The following is a 16,982-nucleotide window of genomic DNA, read 5'->3' as shown; positions in this document are numbered from 1 at the left end:
ATTCCTTCGTCTCTCTCCGCACAAGCGAGCGTGACGAAGGCAGCTTCGTCCAGCCATTCATCAGATCATCAAAGGAGGATTTCCATGAGTCAATTATTGAAACGTTCCGAGGTGCCAGCCGAGCATAGCTGGAAACTGGAAGATTTATTTGCCGATCAGAATGCCTGGGATCAGGAATATGAAGAAGTATCGTCTTTGACCAAGAAGGCCTCCGAATTTCAAGGCAAACTGAATCAACCTGACGTACTCAAATCTTGCTTCGAGTTCGAAGATGAGATCAGCCTCAAAATAGAACGCCTCTTTGTGTATGCACGTATGCATCAAGATGAAGACACAGCGAATCCTACATATCAAAACCTGTCCCAAAAAGCCCAGAAATTAGGCGTACGGGTTGGTGAAGCACTTTCTTTTGTCACACCGGAGATTCTCTCCCTTCCTGACGATGAGTTGGACGCATTCATTGCGAACGAAAAACTCTCAGCATATACATTTACGTTGGAAGAGATGAAACGGGAAAAAGCCCACGTTCTTAGCCAAACCGAAGAGGCTTTGCTTGCTCAAGTAGGCAACCTTTCACAAGCACCACAGACAATATTCAGCATGTTGAATAACGCCGATCTCAAATTTCCGAGAATCAAGGATGAACATGGTAATGAAGTTGAGCTGACACACGGCAGCTACATTCAGTTCCTTGAGAATCCGAATCGTGAAGTTCGCGAACGTGCCTTCAAAGCGGTATACGAAACCTATGCCAAACAGAAGAATACAATCGCGGCTGCCCTAAATGCGAATGTAACCAAAAATATGTTCTATGCCAATGTTCGGAAGTACCCTTCCGTAATGGAAATGTCCCTCTATGGAGATAACATTCCAACGGATGTGTATACGAATCTGGTAGACACCATTCACGAGAGCCTTCCGTTATTGCATCGTTATATGGACCTTCGCAAAAAGTTGCTTGGTGTGGATCAATTGCACATGTATGACCTGTTCGCTCCGCTCGTAGATGAGTACAAAATGGATATTACCTATGAGGAAGCGAAACAAACTGTCAAAGATGGCCTGACACCACTCGGCAAGGACTATGCAGACGCATTGCAGACTGGATATGATAACCGCTGGATCGATATATATGAGAATGAAAATAAACGTTCAGGCGCTTATGCCTGGGGCGCTTACGGCACTCACCCATATGTCTTGTTGAATCACAAAGATAACCTGAACAGCATGTTCACATTGGCACATGAAATGGGTCACGCTCTGCATTCACATTACTCGGATACAACACTTCCGTATCGCGATGCGCAGTATACCATTTTCCTTGCTGAGGTTGCATCTACAACCAACGAAGCATTGCTCATGGATTATCTGCTTAACAAATCAACAGATCCGAAGGAAAAATTATATTTGCTGACCTATTATGCCGATCAATTCCGTACAACGGTATTCCGTCAGACCATGTTTGCTGAATTCGAGAAAATCATTCATGAGCGTGCGGAACAAGGTGACGCATTGACACCACAATTGTTATCCGAGATCTATTATGATCTGAACGTTAAATATCACGGTAAAGACATGGTTGTCGACAAAGATATTGAAATGGAATGGGCTCGTATTCCCCACTTCTATAACAGCTTCTACGTTTACAAATATGCTACAGGCTTCTCCGCAGCGACAAGCTTCTCCAAGCAAATCCTGGAAGAGGGCCAACCGGCCGTTGACCGTTATCTTGGCTTCCTGAAGAGCGGTGGCAGTGATTACTCCATCAACATTCTGAAAAAAGCAGGTGTGGATATGTCTACACCACAGCCAATTCGTGAAGCTATGAGTGTCTTCAAGGAACTGATTGAACAGATGGAGCAACTAACCAAATAAGGTTGTCTTTCCATGTGACCTGCATCCCTTGCCCGTTTGGGCAGGGGATTTTATCATCATTGCAAGATGCAACATACCCGAATATGGGTAATGCATATCTAGCTCTCAATTGTTCAACAAGGAGGCAACACCATGAAAATGCAATGGGCACTCATAGCAGGTCTTGTTTTTGCACTGCTCACGGGGATCTTTGCGGTCATTAATGTGGATTCCGTACAAGTGAACCTGTTATTTAACACGGTACAAATTCCGCTGATCTTGCTCATTCTCGGTTGTACCCTGATCGGTGGAATTATTGTAGGTTCCTATGGCATCTATCGCCAATACCGACTGCAACGCGAGAACAAGCAACTGAAATTGCGTGTATCTGAATTGGAAAGTTCGACGGCAAGCAAATCTTCGCTCGATTCTTTCAAAACAATGGATTCACTAGACTCAAAAAGTGAACCAGACAGCCTATTAGATAAGGATTCGATCCAGAGTCAGCACAAAGGAAACCCTACGGGGACATTGTAACCAACAGAGTCAGCCTGCTGGCGAGTCAGGAATGGTAGTATCACATTCACTCCCCCAGACAGGCTGTATTTTGTTTCATACCATACCCACGTTCCAAGGAGGAAATTATACAATGAGTTTTACCATTGATGAATCTTACGTTCTGACTTTTCTGAAAAAATTGCTGGACACACCAAGTCCAAGTGGGTACACACATCATATTATCGAGATGATCCGCAAGGAAGCAGAATCACTGGGCATCGCCTGTGAGCTGAATAACAAGGGCGGTGCAGTGCTTACATTGCCAGGGCAGGATTCGTCCAAGACGATTGCTTTGAGCGCCCACGTGGATACGCTAGGGGCCATGGTGCGCTCCATTACATCTTACGGCACATTAAAACTGACCTCTGTTGGTGGCTTTTCCATGCAAAGTATCGAAAACGAATATTGCAGCATCCATACTCGGGATGGAAAAACATACACAGGCACCATTCTTTCCCTTCACCCGTCTGTACACGTCTATCCGGATGCACGCACCTTTGAACGGACCGAAAGCCATATGGAAGTTCGCATCGATGAAGTCGTCTCCTCCAAGGAAGATGTGTTGAAACTCGGGATCGCTGTCGGTGACTTTATCTCCTTCGATGCTCGTGCAGTCATCACGCCGAGTGGTTATATCAAGTCACGTCACCTGGACGACAAAGCCAGCGTAGCTGCGCTATTCGGCATCCTTGAGTCTGCACATCGTGAGGGCTGGAAACCATTACATAACGTCTCTCTGCTCATCTCGAACTACGAAGAAGTCGGACATGGCGCATCATATATCCCTGCGGAAATCAGTGAAATGATCGCTGTAGACATGGGAGCCATGGGTGATGACCTCAGTTGTAAGGAAACCGACGTTTCCATATGTGCCAAAGATTCTTCTGGCCCGTATGACTACGATATGACCAGCCGTCTCATTGAACTGGCCAAACAAGATGGAATGGATTACGTCGTGGACATTTATCCTCACTATGGCTCAGATGGCAGTGCCGCATTACGTGGAGGAAACAATATTCGAGCAGCACTGATCGGTCCAGGGGTTCACGCGTCTCATTCCATGGAGCGTACACATAAGGATGCTGTCCTGAATACGGCACGTTTGCTCGCTGCCTACATTACAACCAAGTAAAACAGAATCAATTACCTACGAAATCATCATGGATGACATCTATATGTCTTGTCTAACCAAAAAGGACACTTCCAAGCACAGCAATCGGTGTGCAATCGGAAGTGTCCTTTGTTTCCATGTCTTTTAATCTGCCTGTTCCACATATGCATGATATTTACGATCCAATATCTCTAGCTCTGCCTTATGGTCACGCATTTCATTTCTTAGTACATGCATCGTCTTCCGAACCGCGCTCAGTCCATCTTTCACCTGACGTTCGGCTTTGCGAATTTTGTCCTGAACCATCCAGTCCACGAAGAGGTTATCGAAGAAATAGTCTGCGAAGGAAAGCAGACCTCCCAGATGCAGATCGGCGTGTACTGCCATCTCTACATCCTCCAGTTCCTTCTGAAAACGTCGTAGACGCTTACCTGCATCCATGATGGCGACCTGAGCGTCATCCATTCGTCCTCGCTTGATATGTGTGGAGATGACCCCACCACCCATCATGTCATATACGCCCCAATTGCCTGCCGAAGCCAAAGCCTTCTCTGCACGTTCAAGAGCGTAGAGCAGATATTCTCCCTCCCGGAAAGCTTCATCCAGTTCCTGTAGCTCACTCGCAAGATGTTCCCGATTCTCAGCCATGTGTTGCAATTCCGCATCCTGGTCCAGCAGATGACCTTCCTTCTTCCCCCACAGGGCGTTGTAATCGCTCTGCCAGTACTGATACTGCCGCCGGCCCTCCAACTCCTGCTCCACATGAATCCGTTGCTCCTGTACGTCTTGTAACATGCGACAAGCAGTGTCGTATGCAGCCTTGCTCTCCATCAGTTCCAGTTCTTCCTTCTCCAGACGCTCTGTCTTCTTACCAATCAGTTGAAAGAAAAATGCTGACAATGTCATACTGTTCAGTCGATCAACGTCTTTCTGCTCCTTCTGGAGATGCTCCAGACGACGCTTTACCTTTGCTTCCCATTCGGTTTCTTCCGTTTGAAGCTTCTCCAGACGCTTGGTCCATTTCTCGTAAATTCTCCCCTTTTCCTTGAGCACTGCCAACTGTTCATTCATTTGCTTATACATAAGTGTGGTGTTCTCTCCCTTCTATGGAATTCTTTACTTATACAACGTAATGAATATACTAAACGTTTCATATTAAATCACAAATTCGCAGACAAAAAAAACGCCCTCTCCTCCTATGCGAAATAACGTCACGAAGGAAAAAAGGGCGATAGTTAATCAAATATCAAGATTTGCTCTGTTCAATCTGCTCTGCAAGTTCATTCAGAATGGTCCAGCGTTCCATCAATTCGTCCAGATGACGCTCAGCCTCAACCTGCTCCGCCATTAACTCCTGCAGACGTGCAGAATCGCTAAAAGACTCTTCCATCTCTTTGTTAATCCGGACAAGATTGGCTTCTGCCTTCTCAATATTTTCATCAATCTGATCGTATTCACGTTGCTCTTTGAAGCTGAATTTCAACTTCGGTTTAGCCGCTGACACAGCAGGCGTCGTTTTCTCCGATGACTGCTTCACCTTCGCTGCTCCTGTCTCACTCTCTTGCGTAGCTCCAGGCGCATTTTTCAGCATCCATTCCGCATACTCACTATAGTCGCCGACGTGTACACGTACAGCACCGTTGCCCTCAAAAGACAGCACTTTATCCACAGTACGATCCAGGAAATAGCGATCATGGGATACCACAAAGACAACACCAGGGAAATCATCCAGGTAGTCTTCAAGTACAGCGAGTGTCTGGATGTCCAGATCATTCGTCGGCTCATCCAGCAGCAATACATTCGGCGCAGCCATCAGCACACGCAGCAGATACAGACGACGCTTCTCTCCACCGGACAGACGGGAGATTGGCGTCCACTGGGAGGCCGGGGTAAACAGGAACCGCTCCAGCATCTGGGATGCTGTAATCAGAGAGCCATCGGCTGTTTTCACATTCTCGGCCACTTCCTTGATGTACTCAATCACACGAAGAGTTTCATCCATCTCCTGATGTTCCTGAGTGAAATAGCCCAGATTGACCGTAGGACCGACGTCAACTACACCTGCATCAGGTTCCAACTTGCCAGATATCATCTGGAGCAACGTGGACTTACCACTACCATTCGGTCCGACAATCCCTACCCGATCTCCAGGTACGGCAATATAACTCAGATCTTCGATCAGCTTGCGACCACCCACGGATTTGGAAAGATGCTCGATCTCCAGAATCTTTTTACCCAAACGAGTGGAGCCCACCGATACTTCCAATGAACCCGAGCGCTGGATTCCTTGTTGATCTTTAAGTTGTTCGAAGCGATCAATTCTCGCTTTTTGTTTCGTCGTCCGTGCCTTGGCACCGCGACGAATCCACGCAAGCTCTGTCCGAAGCAGGTTCTTACGCTTCTGTTCGGAAGAGGCTTCCCGTTCTTCCCGCTCCGCCTTCAGTTCCAGAAAACGTGTATAGTTGGCTTCATATCGGAACAAACGACCATGATCCAATTCCAACATGACATTCGCCACACGATCGAGGAAATACCGATCATGCGTAATCATAAGCAGTGCGCCGCGGCGCTTCTGCAAGTACTGCTCCAACCAAACGACCGAATCATTATCAATATGGTTCGTCGGCTCATCCAGAATGAGCAGTTCGCAAGGGTGAATCAGCGCAGCAGCAAGAGCTACCCTCTTGCGTTGTCCACCAGACAATGTGCCCATCAGTGCATCGAATTGACGAATACCCAGTTTGGACAAAATGCTCTTCGCTTCACTCTCCATCTGCCAGAGCTGAAGCTGCTCCATTTGCTGATTCAAGCGTAATAACCGCTCTTGCAAGGCTTGATCGGACGAATTCAGTTCCAATAATTCCATCGTTTCCGTATATTCACGCACAGTTTTCATTTCCATGCTGTCACCTTCGAATACTTGTTGCAGTACCGTATTATCCGGATTGAAATCCGGATTCTGTGCAAGGAACTGAATACGTACGTCATTACCGATCGAGATCTGTCCCGCATCTGCAGGTTCCATACCAGAAATCACACGCAAAAACGTGGATTTACCGGTTCCATTTACCCCAACGACACCAATCTTGTCCTGATCAGCCATGCCAAATGAAGCATCCTTGAACAATATTTTTTCGCCATAACTTTTTGCAATTTGCTCTACCGTCATTATGTTCATTGCTCGTACCCACTTCTCTGTAAATTAAAATTCAATATCACGTACATCCGTGCACTCACTTTACACTTGTAAAAAAGAACGGCATCCGTCCAGAAACAATGCTGCTGCAAAAGCAATTCGTTTGTTCAGATGTTCTTCATTAAACTCTGGATTCAACATAATATCCATCTTCAGCCGGTCCAGAATTCCAATGTAGGCTTCAGCGAGCAATACAGGCTCAGGTACACTTGCACTCTCCAGTACCTCACACACCATACTCATGTATTGATTCATAAATGCCTTCATGAATTTCATCAAATCCGGATCATTATTGGGTGCCATAAAGAAGAGCTTGGTATGATTGCGGCGCTCATAATAATACGTAAGGTGGGTCTTGGCTATTGCTCCAAGTTTATCACCTGTGTTCTCATGCGAATTCAAAGCATATTCAAGGCGGCTGATAAAGCTGTTACAGTCCCGCTTGGATACTGCGATAAATAATTGTTCCTTGCTTTTGAAATATAAGTAAATGGTGCCTTTTGCGATGCCGGCTTCGTCTGCAATATCAGACATTTTCGTCTCATAAAAACCTTTCGAGCCAAAAATACCATAAGCCGCATCCAAAATAGCCTCCGATTTGTCTCCCTGTACCGTGCTCAAATGTACTCCCCCTTACAACGCCAAAATGTTACCTAAACCAATCGCCACACATCCACCAATCACCGAGCTAAGCACGTTCACCAGGTCGTTACTCATCCATGCCCAGCCACGAGCCCGAACCGTCGGATGCCCGCAATGTTCATGTACCTCAACTTCACGGCCACACACGGTACAACGATACATCATCTGCACCGTTGCGCCTAGATAGGAATCGGCAAAAGCACCTGCCAACCCACCTACAAGGCCGACAAAAGTCCAACTAAACAGACCAAGCCCTTCTATCCCGGCGATCCAGGAAAACAAGAATGCTCCCGCACCAATCAGTGCCCCGCCTACGGCTGCAGCCACGGTTCCGAGAAGTGAGACACCTCCTGAAGCACCTGGCGTAAGTACCTTCCATGTGAGAACAGAGCGCGGCGGCTTGCGACTGAGACTCCCAAGTTCGGTTGCCCATGTATCCGATGTAACGGTAGCCATTACTCCAATGAAAGCATATACCCATGCCGGATGTGGAAAGATCCAGTATCCCAGACATAGGAACATGCCCATCCCACCATTAGCCATCACTTGTCCGGCATCCCGATTTCCTGACTTGGCATAGGATTTCTCGAGCTCCTGCTTCCGATCTTTACGAAATCTGGAGAGCAACGTTGAAGTAATGAAAAACAACAATAACGTGCCAAACCAGAACAGGTTACCCGCTCCGTAATATATCGTTCCCATCATGATGGCTGCCAGGCAGCCAGACAGGGTTAGCGACTTTTTCGCATAGGCAGCACCTGCCACCATAGAAGCGCATACGGCGCCAATAATCCAATCCATAATGTCTCCTGCATGCAGCGTATGTACAACCCGCATGACGTTTATTGTATTTTTGAAATTCAATTATACCACGGTTTGATGCCAATGCCGAAACTCCTTACGCCAGCACACAAAAAACCTGTTTTGGCCTCATTTAGAAGTGCCAAAACAGGTTTTTGATAAAATGTTAAAACAAGATAACTTCCCTTTTACGTAACGTCTGTAATTCAGTGTTCCCAGGTTCTAATTCAGACCCGCTTCGCTCCGCCAATGACCCCATATCGGTAGAGTACTCTGCGACCAAACCAGTTGAACAATCGATCCGTCAGGAATCCCATAAAGCCCAGGGAAATCAGCCCGACAAAAATCCAATCCGTCCGGAAAAAGAGTCTTGAATTCCAGATCAAGTAACCGACTCCTTCATTCGAGGCAATCATCTCAGCACCGATTATGGCCATATACGAAGTTCCCATCGCCAGTCTCACACCCGTGAAGATATACGGAGTTGTTGCCGGAACAATCACATGCAGCAGAATCTGCCGTTCATTGGCTCCCATGCTGCGGGCTGACCGGATTTTATCTTCTTCAACGGAGAGCACACCTGTCAGTGTATTCAGCACAACAATGAAGAAGGTTGCGTACATAATAAGCGCGATCTTGGATTGCTCTCCAATACCAAACCACACCAAGAATAAGGTAATAAAGGCAATTGGCGGGATAAAGCGTATAAAGTTAAGGAATGGTTCGGCGAACAGCCGGATGATATGCACCTTGCCAATAATCAATCCTACCGGAATAGCAATAATGCTTCCCAGTACCCATCCCGCCAGTACACGAGTGAAGCTGATTCCGATATACTGCATCAGGGTACCATCAGCAATCAGTTCACGTGCTCCCAGAATCGTGTGCCACGGACCAGGGATTACGTCAGGCCCATAGATGAGGGCACCGAGCTGCCAGATTAAGATGACCGTTACCCACAGAAGCGGGATAGAGACCCATTTTTTCTCCAACCATTTCATCTTGTATATCACCTCAGTTATTCTTCAAAGTGGCCTTGAATTCGGTCATACAAAGTGTTGAACTCAGACGAGGCGATGTTCCTCGGGTAAGGTAAGTTGTTGTGGTAAATATCCGTTATATTCGAAGATGGACCTACGGACATAATGCCTATGCGCTCACCAAGCAATAGCGCTTCCTGAATATCGTGGGTGACAAAGATAACGGTTTTATGAGTTTCTTTCCAGATATTCACCAGTTCCTTCTGCATGGTCCGCCGCGTCATCGCGTCCAGTGCACCGAATGGCTCATCCATCAGCAAGATTGCCGAGTCATTCGCAAGTACACGGGCCAATTGAACCCGCTGCTTCATGCCACCCGAAAGCTCTTTTGGAAATTTGCCCTCATGAGCACTCAGTCCAACAAGCTGAATGTAACGATCGGAGATCTCACGCCGTTGTGTCTTAGGCACCTTGGACATTCGAAGCCCGAATTCAACATTCTCCCTCACGGTTAACCATGGAAAGAGAGACGAATCGGCCTGCTGAAATACCATCGCCCGATCCCTGCCCGGTCTGTCAATCTCCTTGTTATCTACCTTGAGTTGTCCACCCGACTTGGAGATAAAACCCGCGATCATGTTCAGCAACGTTGACTTCCCGCACCCGCTGGGACCAAGCAGGACAAAGAATTCTCCTCCCTTAATGACCAGATCGACATCCTTAATGATATAATGCACATCCCCATTGGTCGGGGCATGATACGTTTTCCGCAGCTGTTCAATATGAATGGTATGCTGAGTTGCAGGTAAAGACATAACGGACACCTCCCATTTGAATATAAATTATTTACTGTATGTCACTTTATCCGGCAGCGCCTGTTCGAGTGAAGTTAGATTCAGTTTGGTGTCGAGATCAAAATCCTGCTCAATGATTCCGGTATCCACCATATATTTTTTCTGACCTGCCAAACTGTCATAAGCAGCCTGCGTAAATCCAACTTTCCATGGATTGATCGGAAGGTCCTTCAACGTGGCATCTTTAGGCTGTTTGGTCTCTTTATACATCAGATCTGCAACCTCTTCAGGATGCGCTTGTGCATACGTGGATGCCTCATCAAGCGCCGCAAGAAAATCACTTACCGTTTCAGGGTTTGCCTGGATGAATTCATTACTCGATATCAGTCCCATACCAAGGCGTATAGGCGTTTCGGACATATCCGTCAGCTGATGCACTCCTTCGAGTGCATCGAATTTATCAGTTAACGCGGAACCGATTACCCAAGTGGCATCAAGGTCTCCCTGTTTCAGTGCGATGTAGGACTCATCAAAAGCCCCCTGACCAATTTGCGTCACATCACTGAGCGCCAATCCCTGATCCTTCAAATATTCATCCCATAGATATGGAATAAATGTGCCTCGAATGAAGCTTACTTTCTTGCCCTTCAAATCCGCTCCACTCTGAATATCCTCCCTTGCATACAGCTTCCAGGCGGCTGCCGCTTCATCCGTAGCCTGACCTGCAGAAGCGATGACTGAATATTCCCCTTTAGCCAGAGCATTCAAAACAGGGAAATCTGCCCCATACGCAATATCTACCTGTTTGATAAATAGTGCATTTACACCTTCAGCCGGCGAACCAAACGTAATACTCTCTGCATCAATGCCCCTGCTTTCAAAGAAACCTTTGGCAATGGCTACCCTGAACGTGGGGTTGGTACTTGTATCTGCGATTCGAATTTTTACATTATCGGCATTTTTACCGGTTGCGGCTTGGGTTCCCGATCCTGCTGCGTTTGAACTGCATCCGGATAATAGGAGTACCGTAGCCAGGAATAATATCAATACGCCAGTTACTATGGATGGTTTTCTCACAATATACACCCCATTCGATCTAGTCATGATTCTTGAAGCCTAACCGCCCGACTTGCCTTCATCCGACGTCGCCACACAGGCTGCACCCTCCACAAATGGAAGAGTTGTCTCTACGCTCACGATGGATGCAGAACCTTTGGGTGCTGCTCCCGGCACCCTGTAGGTGGAGACATCAATGGCTTCGATGGCAACCTCCTCCGGTTTTTCCAACTGCGGAACCCACTGATAAGGAACTCGATATGAGCGATAGACCATATTGGTATTCCGCCCATCTGTGTAAGGGGAGACATACTCCCAGACCAGTTCATGCTCCGCTGTCACTTCGAACAATCTGCCATTGGAGCCTTCGGTTATTAGGGTGTTTCCGTTAGGTAAACGCTGGGCGGAACTGATGTATGGGCTATAAAATTTATAGGAATCCGTCGGTACCGAGTAACCTGCTTCTGCCGATGTATACTGCCAGACAATCTCCAGGGTGACCGGGTTAATCTCCAGCACACGGGAGTGATCCCGAATCGCATGTTTCAATCCAAATGGGGAAGCCGGATTCGGAAGGCCGTAACCTGCCCAGCCGCCGTTGTCGAATACGAGCAGGTTCCCTTCACCAGGCAGACCCTGGGGAATGATATGTGCATGATGCTGCCCGATAATCGTGCCGATGTGCTTCGCTTCAGGTGAAGTATAGTCGGGACCAAGTCTCCATACAATTTTTCCGCTCTGTCTGTCTGTAATGGCAATAATGTTAGCCTCTCTGGCGTCCCAGATAATATTGTCGGGGTGGAACCGTTCGTCTCCGTCTTCATAGAAGCGGTTGGGCCCAACGTAAGAAGCAGAATTAATATGTAACCAGTCACCCACACCACCACCCAAATGACCGAAAGAGCGTGTATTCGGATCACGGAACAGGACATTTCGAGCAGCTTCATCAAAACCTAATTCTTCAAAGTGCTCGTTAGGCAGCCACTCCCAGAGAACCTTTCCGTCCCAATCGACTTCGATAATGGCATCATCAAGCAATGGCTTATCTGAAATTTGCGGGTTACTCACATTTTTGTGAGCCAGGATGAGCGTTTTACCACTCTTTGTCTTCGGCGCAAGCCCGGGTGCATAGTAACCTACTGGATTACCCTCACGCTGGTAATCATGATGCTGGCGGGCATACCACAGTGGCTCATATCCCGGATCTTCAATGTGTTCGTAGCTATTGTATTTCCATACAATGTTGCCGTCCCAGTCCACTTGGACCAGATCGACATTATCCTGAATACCGAACTTTGGATCTCTCCGACCCGTGCTGCCCAGCACGTAGCCGCCAGGCAATATTTTGGCCGGAAATCCTAACAATCCTTTCCACAGGTGAACTTCCTTGCCATTCATGTCGATCAACACTACGCCTTCCTCACCTGCCTGATAGACGGTATAACCGCTCCAAGCCTTATCCGGATTGTATAGCGTTGCTCCAGTTGGATATATTGTTGAGTGTCCCATTGATCATCTCTCCCCTAGAATGTTTGTAGAATGGAATGTCGAATATCACTACTTGATACAACTTCAATAACTGAGATAGTTACTCTTCCCGGTATTGTCTCGCTGCTTCTGCTCAAGGTCACGTGTGGAAGACTGCTCGTGTTCTTGTATCCCATTGCTCTCCGCCAATTCCAGCACCGTGTCCGAGAACCCCTCCAGATTCGCTACCACCCGCTCATAGAATTGACTTTGCTGCTCCAGCTCCTCCGTTGTAAAACCCTCAAACAGAAGCGTGATACATCGGGCACCGATGTTGCTGTTTCTCGCATACATCTCCCGCCCGCTGGATGTGATGTCCAGTAAAACCGTCCGGCGATCGTCTTCCTTTCGTCTGCGGATGGTGAGTCCTTTTTTCTCCAACTTATCCGTTAGAGCAGTAATGGCACCGGATGTAAAGTCCAACTGTTCTGCCAAATCCCCAAGCCGTTGTTCACCTTCACGAATGATTTTGTGCAGGATAAGCATGCCCGGCAGGCTGATGCCCTCTACAGAGATGCGATCCCGCTCTTTGACGAATCGTCTGACCATTTTGCGGAATAACCAGTCCGTCCGCTCCAACGCTTCCCAATCTCTATCGCTCATTCCATATCCTCCTTATTCATCTGAAGCTTCAACAGCGCACAAAAAAAGGCCCCCGCGGACATTCCTTAGAGGAGTAGTCCCGGGAGCCTTTGGTGGTCCAATCAGCTCACTTCAGTTTTCAGTTCAAATTATTTCACTGTTCATTTAATGAGTATTAAAATAATTGAGATCATCATATAACCAACTAACCCAACCTGTCAAGTGCGAATTGAAATATAGATCTACTTTTACAGTCATTCCCCGCCGGTTTGAAATTACTTATCCTGTTTTAAGTTTCACTTCAGGTTTCCCGTTTACACTATTCTCAGATCGAAACATCAATGAAAAGCTACGATTCAGTTCGTACTCAACTACAGAAATGAGGATTATCCATATGAACATGAAAAGAGTCATTATTATAGGCACCATGATTGTTACCATGTCCTTCGCCGGAACTGCATGGGGCCAATCCGCCATCTCTCCCATACCTACTGCTAAATGGTCCATCGTTGATTTGGATACTCGTGAGGGAAACAGTGACGAGCTGCTCAGCGCTCTGAATCAGCCTTCAGAAGCGGATCTGTATCAGGAACTGTATAGTGGCAAATCGCTGAGGACGATTACGGAAGAAAACAACGGGAACTTGAATGAGGTCATTGCTATACAAGTAAGGCAGCTCAGAGAGCAGTTGGATGAGCGACTCGCAAGGGGAAGTATCAGCTCGGAGCACCATGCTGCACAACAAGCTGAATTGGAAGAGTTGGTCACGCAGAGTGCAAATACAGCATACAACTTAGCGTAATTAGCGACGTATCCTTACGATAGAGATTTGAAGACAACCACGATAGCACAGCAAAAAGGAGCGTATGCACGCCCCTTTCTTGTACCCTCTTCATCTCAAGCAGGTATGATGTGTAATCCTTATTGCGCTACCCCAATCGTGCAGGCACCCAAGGATTCGCCGTCCCATGCCAGTTCGAGCACATCTCCTGCTTGTGTTGGTCCAACACCTTCCGGTGTTCCTGTAAAAATGACATCGCCCGGCCCCAGGCCGTAATGGTGACCTACATAATCCACAATATCCTGTAAACTGAAGATCATGTTACGAATATTACCACGCTGAACTTCCTCACCATTTTTGGTCAATGTAAAGTCTTTCTCCAGCAACGCTGCTGCACCAGGAAATGCCTGAAATGCAGTAACCGGCGCAGAATTTTTGAACCCTTTGGCCGCTGTCCAAGGGTGACCCTTTTTCTTAATCACAGTCTGTACATCACGTAACGTAAAATCAATACCAAACGCATACGCATCTACCAGCTCATCTACCGCCACACCTGGCTCATAACTACGGCCAATTTGCACGACCAGTTCAGCTTCATAGTGAACTTCACCTTGGGTAGCAGGCAACTCAAGGGTTTCACCATTCAGGGATACGACTGCGTGAGAAGGTTTCATAAAGATCATCGGCTCATCCGGAACTGCGTTGCCCAATTCTTCCGCGTGAAGTTTATAATTGCGTCCTACACAGTATACATTGCGAATGTTAGTCAACATGGGTATATAACCACCTTTATCGGATTCATTAGTGTATATGGAGTAAATTACGGTCTGAAGAATCGGCTGCTCGTCTCCTGAAATGCATGTTCCCATACGTCAGGTCGGTTTGTACACAACATAAGCTCTGGATCTACTGCCGCCAGTCTCTTCATAATCGTCTTGTCATCCACCGTCCAAGCCATCACACGAATGCCTGCACTCCGCATCTCGTTCATTAAGGATTTATCTACATTGGTATATCCAATCGAGAGGAATGTGCAATTCATTTGCCGCAGTGCGGTTAACAGATCACCTGGTCGTGCGTCGATAATAAGCCCCGTCTGGATCTCCGGTGCAAGTTTCTTCACTTCAATCAGAGCAGCAGGTTCAAATGAAGTGATCACCACATCATTCTGCATATGTCTTTTTCTCACTTCATATATAACTGCGGCAGGCAGGCCAGGGTACATATCCCCCTGCGTTTTCAGTTCGATGTTCAAACGCACTCTGCCGCACGAACGATCAAGCAGTTCACTTAGAGCCGGAATCCGTTCACCTTTGTAGGTCTTGTTTTTCCATGCTCCGGCATCCAGCCGTTGCAGATCAGCCCAATCGGTTTCCCGAACCAGGCCCTTGCCATTCGTCGTACGATCCACTGTAAAATCATGAATGATCACGGGCACACCATCACGCGACAACTGCACATCCAGCTCCATCCACTGAACTTCTGGCCGTTCCATGGCCATCAGGAATGCAGCCATCGTATTCTCTGGTGCAATGGAAGAAAATCCACGGTGCGCTACACAAAGGTTGTTCATTCGATTCCCTCCTCAAAAAGGTTCTCAATTTGGCGAAGCGACTCCACTTGCATCATACCGAATGCCTGGAGAAAGCTTTGCCATCTGCTCCAGCAGAAGTCGGTTCGCCTCATCAATCATCGGAATGGCCTGACCAAGCCCTGCTTCATAAGGGATGACTTTCATACTGCAATTCGCGTCGCTACTACAGCGTGCCTGAAACACAGCCGTTTTCCACGTTTCTTCGGTTGTTGATCTGGAGAAAATAAAATTCCCCGTACTATATGCAATCCACTTCCCTTTGTAGTACTCCAACCCTTGCAACACATGAGGATGACCACCTATGACCAGATCCGCACCTGCATCTACAAACTCATGAGCCAATCGGGTCTGGTCACTATTCGGAGTACTTACCCGTTCCTCTCCCCAGTGTGCAACCACAATGACCAGATCTGCCTTCTGACGGGCCTCCTGGATCGCTTTGACTGCTCCTGTGGAATCATAGGCTTCAGCCACACCAGCCCGATTGCCTTCCGCCTTCCAACTCGTTTCCGGTACCACTCGGGAGAAGCCAAGCAGTGCGATCTTCATGCCTTTGCGTTCCAGGTAAGCTGGTGCATAAGCTTCATCTCTGTTCATCCCTGCTCCAGTGTGAGCTATGCCATACTCCTTGAGATAGGTTAACGTATCCACCAAGCCTTCTACGCCCTGATCCAGAATATGATTATTAGCCAAATTCACAGCATCAAAACCCGCAGAGGCCATTGCCGCCAATGCTTTGGGCGATGATTTGTAGACATACGTTTTGTCAGCTGCACTGGTACCACCCAGGGTTATGGGTGTCTCCAGGTTACCGATGGTAAGATCATCATCCTTGAACAATCTGCCGAGCTTGGCAAAGGGATAGTCATAACCGTTCTTATCCAGCAGTTCAGCAACTTTACCTGAGAACTGGATATCGCCAACAAAGTTAATCGTGATATCCTTCGCTGAATTGGAAGGTTTCGACGTCTCTGATTCTGTATCCGCACCTGTATTTCCCTTGGTGCTGGATGGTGTCGAAGTTGCCGCAGGTTTTTTCGTTCCGGAATCCGTCTTCCCGCCACTGGAGTTGCCTGAAGCGTCAGGGGTCGCTACGCCGGATGTCTTTTCTGCATCCTTTGTTGTCTCTCCATCCGTTGCTTTAGCACCTTCATCCGAAGTCTCATCAGATTCCGTGTCTGGAGAACTTACTTGATCGCCGCCCTTGGCATCGTCTCCAATGGAAGGCTGATCCTGATCGACTATTTCTTGCTTCACCGGCTGGTCTGCCTGTTGCTGACGTGTATTAATGACATAAAAAATGCCCACCAGACCAATTGCAATGATCAATACAATATTAACTGTCCAGATGATTGTGATTGTATTGCGGGTGCGTTTACTACCCTTTTTCTTCTTTACACTTCGCTCTGATCTTGGGGGATACATAAGCAACTCCTCTTCTTCTTCACAGCCATACATACCATTATATCAGGCATATTCTGGATTTCCATCATTCCTTGGAACTGT

The 16,982-nt window shown here is 47.4% G+C and carries 16 protein-coding genes; 4 read left to right on the top strand and 12 right to left on the bottom strand.

Going from position 1 to position 16,982, the window contains the following annotated elements; translation table 11 throughout:
- Nucleotides 1-84 precede the first annotated feature (84 nt).
- The 3 genes from pepF (at nt 85) to NYE45_RS09870 (ending at nt 3,544) form a co-directional block, all read left to right on the top strand.
- On the top strand, nt 85-1,875 hold the full coding sequence (gene pepF, locus NYE45_RS09880) for an oligoendopeptidase F (RefSeq protein WP_076330403.1): 1,791 nt from the start codon (nt 85-87) through the stop codon (nt 1,873-1,875).
- Between the two features lie 132 nt (nt 1,876-2,007).
- Nucleotides 2,008-2,391: a lipopolysaccharide assembly protein LapA domain-containing protein gene (locus NYE45_RS09875; protein ID WP_340016534.1), complete on the top strand. Its 384-nt coding sequence runs from the start codon at nt 2,008-2,010 to the stop codon at nt 2,389-2,391.
- A 112-nt stretch (nt 2,392-2,503) separates the two neighbouring features.
- Nucleotides 2,504-3,544 (top strand): M42 family metallopeptidase, encoded by a 1,041-nt coding sequence (locus NYE45_RS09870; RefSeq protein WP_340016533.1) that lies wholly within the window; start codon nt 2,504-2,506, stop codon nt 3,542-3,544.
- Between the two features lie 123 nt (nt 3,545-3,667).
- Here the strand turns inward: NYE45_RS09870 and NYE45_RS09865 are convergent, their stop codons facing one another.
- The 9 genes from NYE45_RS09865 to NYE45_RS09825 all read right to left on the bottom strand — a co-directional run bounded on the left by NYE45_RS09865 (nt 3,668) and on the right by NYE45_RS09825 (nt 13,122).
- Entirely contained in the window at nt 3,668-4,594 is a 927-nt protein-coding gene (locus NYE45_RS09865) for a hypothetical protein (protein ID WP_340016532.1), read from the bottom strand.
- A 175-nt stretch (nt 4,595-4,769) separates the two neighbouring features.
- A complete protein-coding gene (locus NYE45_RS09860) occupies nt 4,770-6,701 on the bottom strand; it encodes an ABC-F family ATP-binding cassette domain-containing protein (protein ID WP_340016531.1) in 1,932 nt (643 codons plus the stop codon).
- A gap of 60 nt (nt 6,702-6,761) precedes the next feature.
- Nucleotides 6,762-7,340 carry a TetR/AcrR family transcriptional regulator gene (locus tag NYE45_RS09855; RefSeq protein ID WP_017689402.1) on the bottom strand — a complete coding sequence of 193 codons (579 nt, stop codon included), beginning with the start codon at nt 7,338-7,340 and terminating at the stop codon, nt 6,762-6,764.
- A gap of 12 nt (nt 7,341-7,352) precedes the next feature.
- Nucleotides 7,353-8,162, bottom strand: a complete 810-nt coding sequence (locus NYE45_RS09850) for a DUF92 domain-containing protein (RefSeq protein ID WP_062833630.1) — start codon at nt 8,160-8,162, stop codon at nt 7,353-7,355.
- Nucleotides 8,163-8,389: 227 nt separating this feature from the next.
- Nucleotides 8,390-9,163, bottom strand: coding sequence for an ABC transporter permease (locus NYE45_RS09845; RefSeq protein WP_145319349.1), 774 nt, complete (start codon nt 9,161-9,163; stop codon nt 8,390-8,392).
- A gap of 17 nt (nt 9,164-9,180) precedes the next feature.
- The gene (locus tag NYE45_RS09840) at nt 9,181-9,957 is read right to left on the bottom strand and encodes an ABC transporter ATP-binding protein (RefSeq protein ID WP_340016530.1); all 777 of its coding nucleotides are present in this window, start codon (nt 9,955-9,957) and stop codon (nt 9,181-9,183) included.
- 27 nt (nt 9,958-9,984) lie between these two features.
- Nucleotides 9,985-11,040, bottom strand: a complete 1,056-nt coding sequence (locus NYE45_RS09835) for an ABC transporter substrate-binding protein (RefSeq protein WP_340016529.1) — start codon at nt 11,038-11,040, stop codon at nt 9,985-9,987.
- Between the two features lie 12 nt (nt 11,041-11,052).
- Nucleotides 11,053-12,501, bottom strand: coding sequence for an aryl-sulfate sulfotransferase (locus NYE45_RS09830; RefSeq protein WP_340016528.1), 1,449 nt, complete (start codon nt 12,499-12,501; stop codon nt 11,053-11,055).
- 63 nt (nt 12,502-12,564) lie between these two features.
- Complete coding sequence (locus tag NYE45_RS09825; RefSeq protein ID WP_340016527.1) at nt 12,565-13,122, bottom strand: MarR family transcriptional regulator; 558 nt, start codon at nt 13,120-13,122, stop codon at nt 12,565-12,567.
- Nucleotides 13,123-13,495: 373 nt separating this feature from the next.
- Here NYE45_RS09825 and NYE45_RS09820 point away from each other — a divergent pair, with 373 nt between their 5' ends.
- Nucleotides 13,496-13,903 carry a hypothetical protein gene (locus tag NYE45_RS09820; protein ID WP_340016526.1) on the top strand — a complete coding sequence of 136 codons (408 nt, stop codon included), beginning with the start codon at nt 13,496-13,498 and terminating at the stop codon, nt 13,901-13,903.
- A gap of 119 nt (nt 13,904-14,022) precedes the next feature.
- Here the strand turns inward: NYE45_RS09820 and NYE45_RS09815 are convergent, their stop codons facing one another.
- Genes NYE45_RS09815 through NYE45_RS09805 form a run of 3 tightly spaced genes read right to left on the bottom strand, consistent with a single transcriptional unit; the run spans nt 14,023 to nt 16,901 of the window.
- Nucleotides 14,023-14,655, bottom strand: coding sequence for a fumarylacetoacetate hydrolase family protein (locus tag NYE45_RS09815; RefSeq protein ID WP_340016525.1), 633 nt, complete (start codon nt 14,653-14,655; stop codon nt 14,023-14,025).
- 47 nt (nt 14,656-14,702) lie between these two features.
- Nucleotides 14,703-15,455: a glycerophosphodiester phosphodiesterase family protein gene (locus NYE45_RS09810; RefSeq protein WP_169478634.1), complete on the bottom strand. Its 753-nt coding sequence runs from the start codon at nt 15,453-15,455 to the stop codon at nt 14,703-14,705.
- A gap of 24 nt (nt 15,456-15,479) precedes the next feature.
- Nucleotides 15,480-16,901, bottom strand: coding sequence for a CapA family protein (locus tag NYE45_RS09805; protein ID WP_340016524.1), 1,422 nt, complete (start codon nt 16,899-16,901; stop codon nt 15,480-15,482).
- Nucleotides 16,902-16,982: the final 81 nt, after the last annotated feature.

Origin of the sequence: Paenibacillus sp. FSL K6-1318, from assembly GCF_037976905.1 — a bacterium.
Lineage (GTDB): Bacteria > Bacillota > Bacilli > Paenibacillales > Paenibacillaceae > Paenibacillus > Paenibacillus amylolyticus_A.
Note: the sequence above shows the minus strand (reverse complement) of the source record. Positions and strands in the feature narration are given on the sequence as shown.

Bases quoted from the DNA above. Each gene is read 5' to 3' on its own strand.
- pepF (WP_076330403.1), top strand. From the start codon at position 85: ATGAGTCAATTATTGAAACGTTCCGAGGTGCCAGCCGAGCATAGCTGG.
- NYE45_RS09875 (WP_340016534.1), top strand. From the start codon at position 2,008: ATGAAAATGCAATGGGCACTCATAGCAGGTCTTGTTTTTGCACTGCTC.
- NYE45_RS09870 (WP_340016533.1), top strand. From the start codon at position 2,504: ATGAGTTTTACCATTGATGAATCTTACGTTCTGACTTTTCTGAAAAAA.
- NYE45_RS09865 (WP_340016532.1), bottom strand. From the start codon at position 4,594: ATGAATGAACAGTTGGCAGTGCTCAAGGAAAAGGGGAGAATTTACGAG.
- NYE45_RS09860 (WP_340016531.1), bottom strand. From the start codon at position 6,701: ATGAACATAATGACGGTAGAGCAAATTGCAAAAAGTTATGGCGAAAAA.
- NYE45_RS09850 (WP_062833630.1), bottom strand. From the start codon at position 8,162: ATGGATTGGATTATTGGCGCCGTATGCGCTTCTATGGTGGCAGGTGCT.
- NYE45_RS09845 (WP_145319349.1), bottom strand. From the start codon at position 9,163: ATGAAATGGTTGGAGAAAAAATGGGTCTCTATCCCGCTTCTGTGGGTA.
- NYE45_RS09840 (WP_340016530.1), bottom strand. From the start codon at position 9,957: ATGTCTTTACCTGCAACTCAGCATACCATTCATATTGAACAGCTGCGG.
- NYE45_RS09835 (WP_340016529.1), bottom strand. From the start codon at position 11,040: ATGACTAGATCGAATGGGGTGTATATTGTGAGAAAACCATCCATAGTA.
- NYE45_RS09830 (WP_340016528.1), bottom strand. From the start codon at position 12,501: ATGGGACACTCAACAATATATCCAACTGGAGCAACGCTATACAATCCG.
- NYE45_RS09825 (WP_340016527.1), bottom strand. From the start codon at position 13,122: ATGAGCGATAGAGATTGGGAAGCGTTGGAGCGGACGGACTGGTTATTC.
- NYE45_RS09820 (WP_340016526.1), top strand. From the start codon at position 13,496: ATGAACATGAAAAGAGTCATTATTATAGGCACCATGATTGTTACCATG.
- NYE45_RS09815 (WP_340016525.1), bottom strand. From the start codon at position 14,655: ATGTTGACTAACATTCGCAATGTATACTGTGTAGGACGCAATTATAAA.
- NYE45_RS09810 (WP_169478634.1), bottom strand. From the start codon at position 15,455: ATGAACAACCTTTGTGTAGCGCACCGTGGATTTTCTTCCATTGCACCA.
- NYE45_RS09805 (WP_340016524.1), bottom strand. From the start codon at position 16,901: ATGTATCCCCCAAGATCAGAGCGAAGTGTAAAGAAGAAAAAGGGTAGT.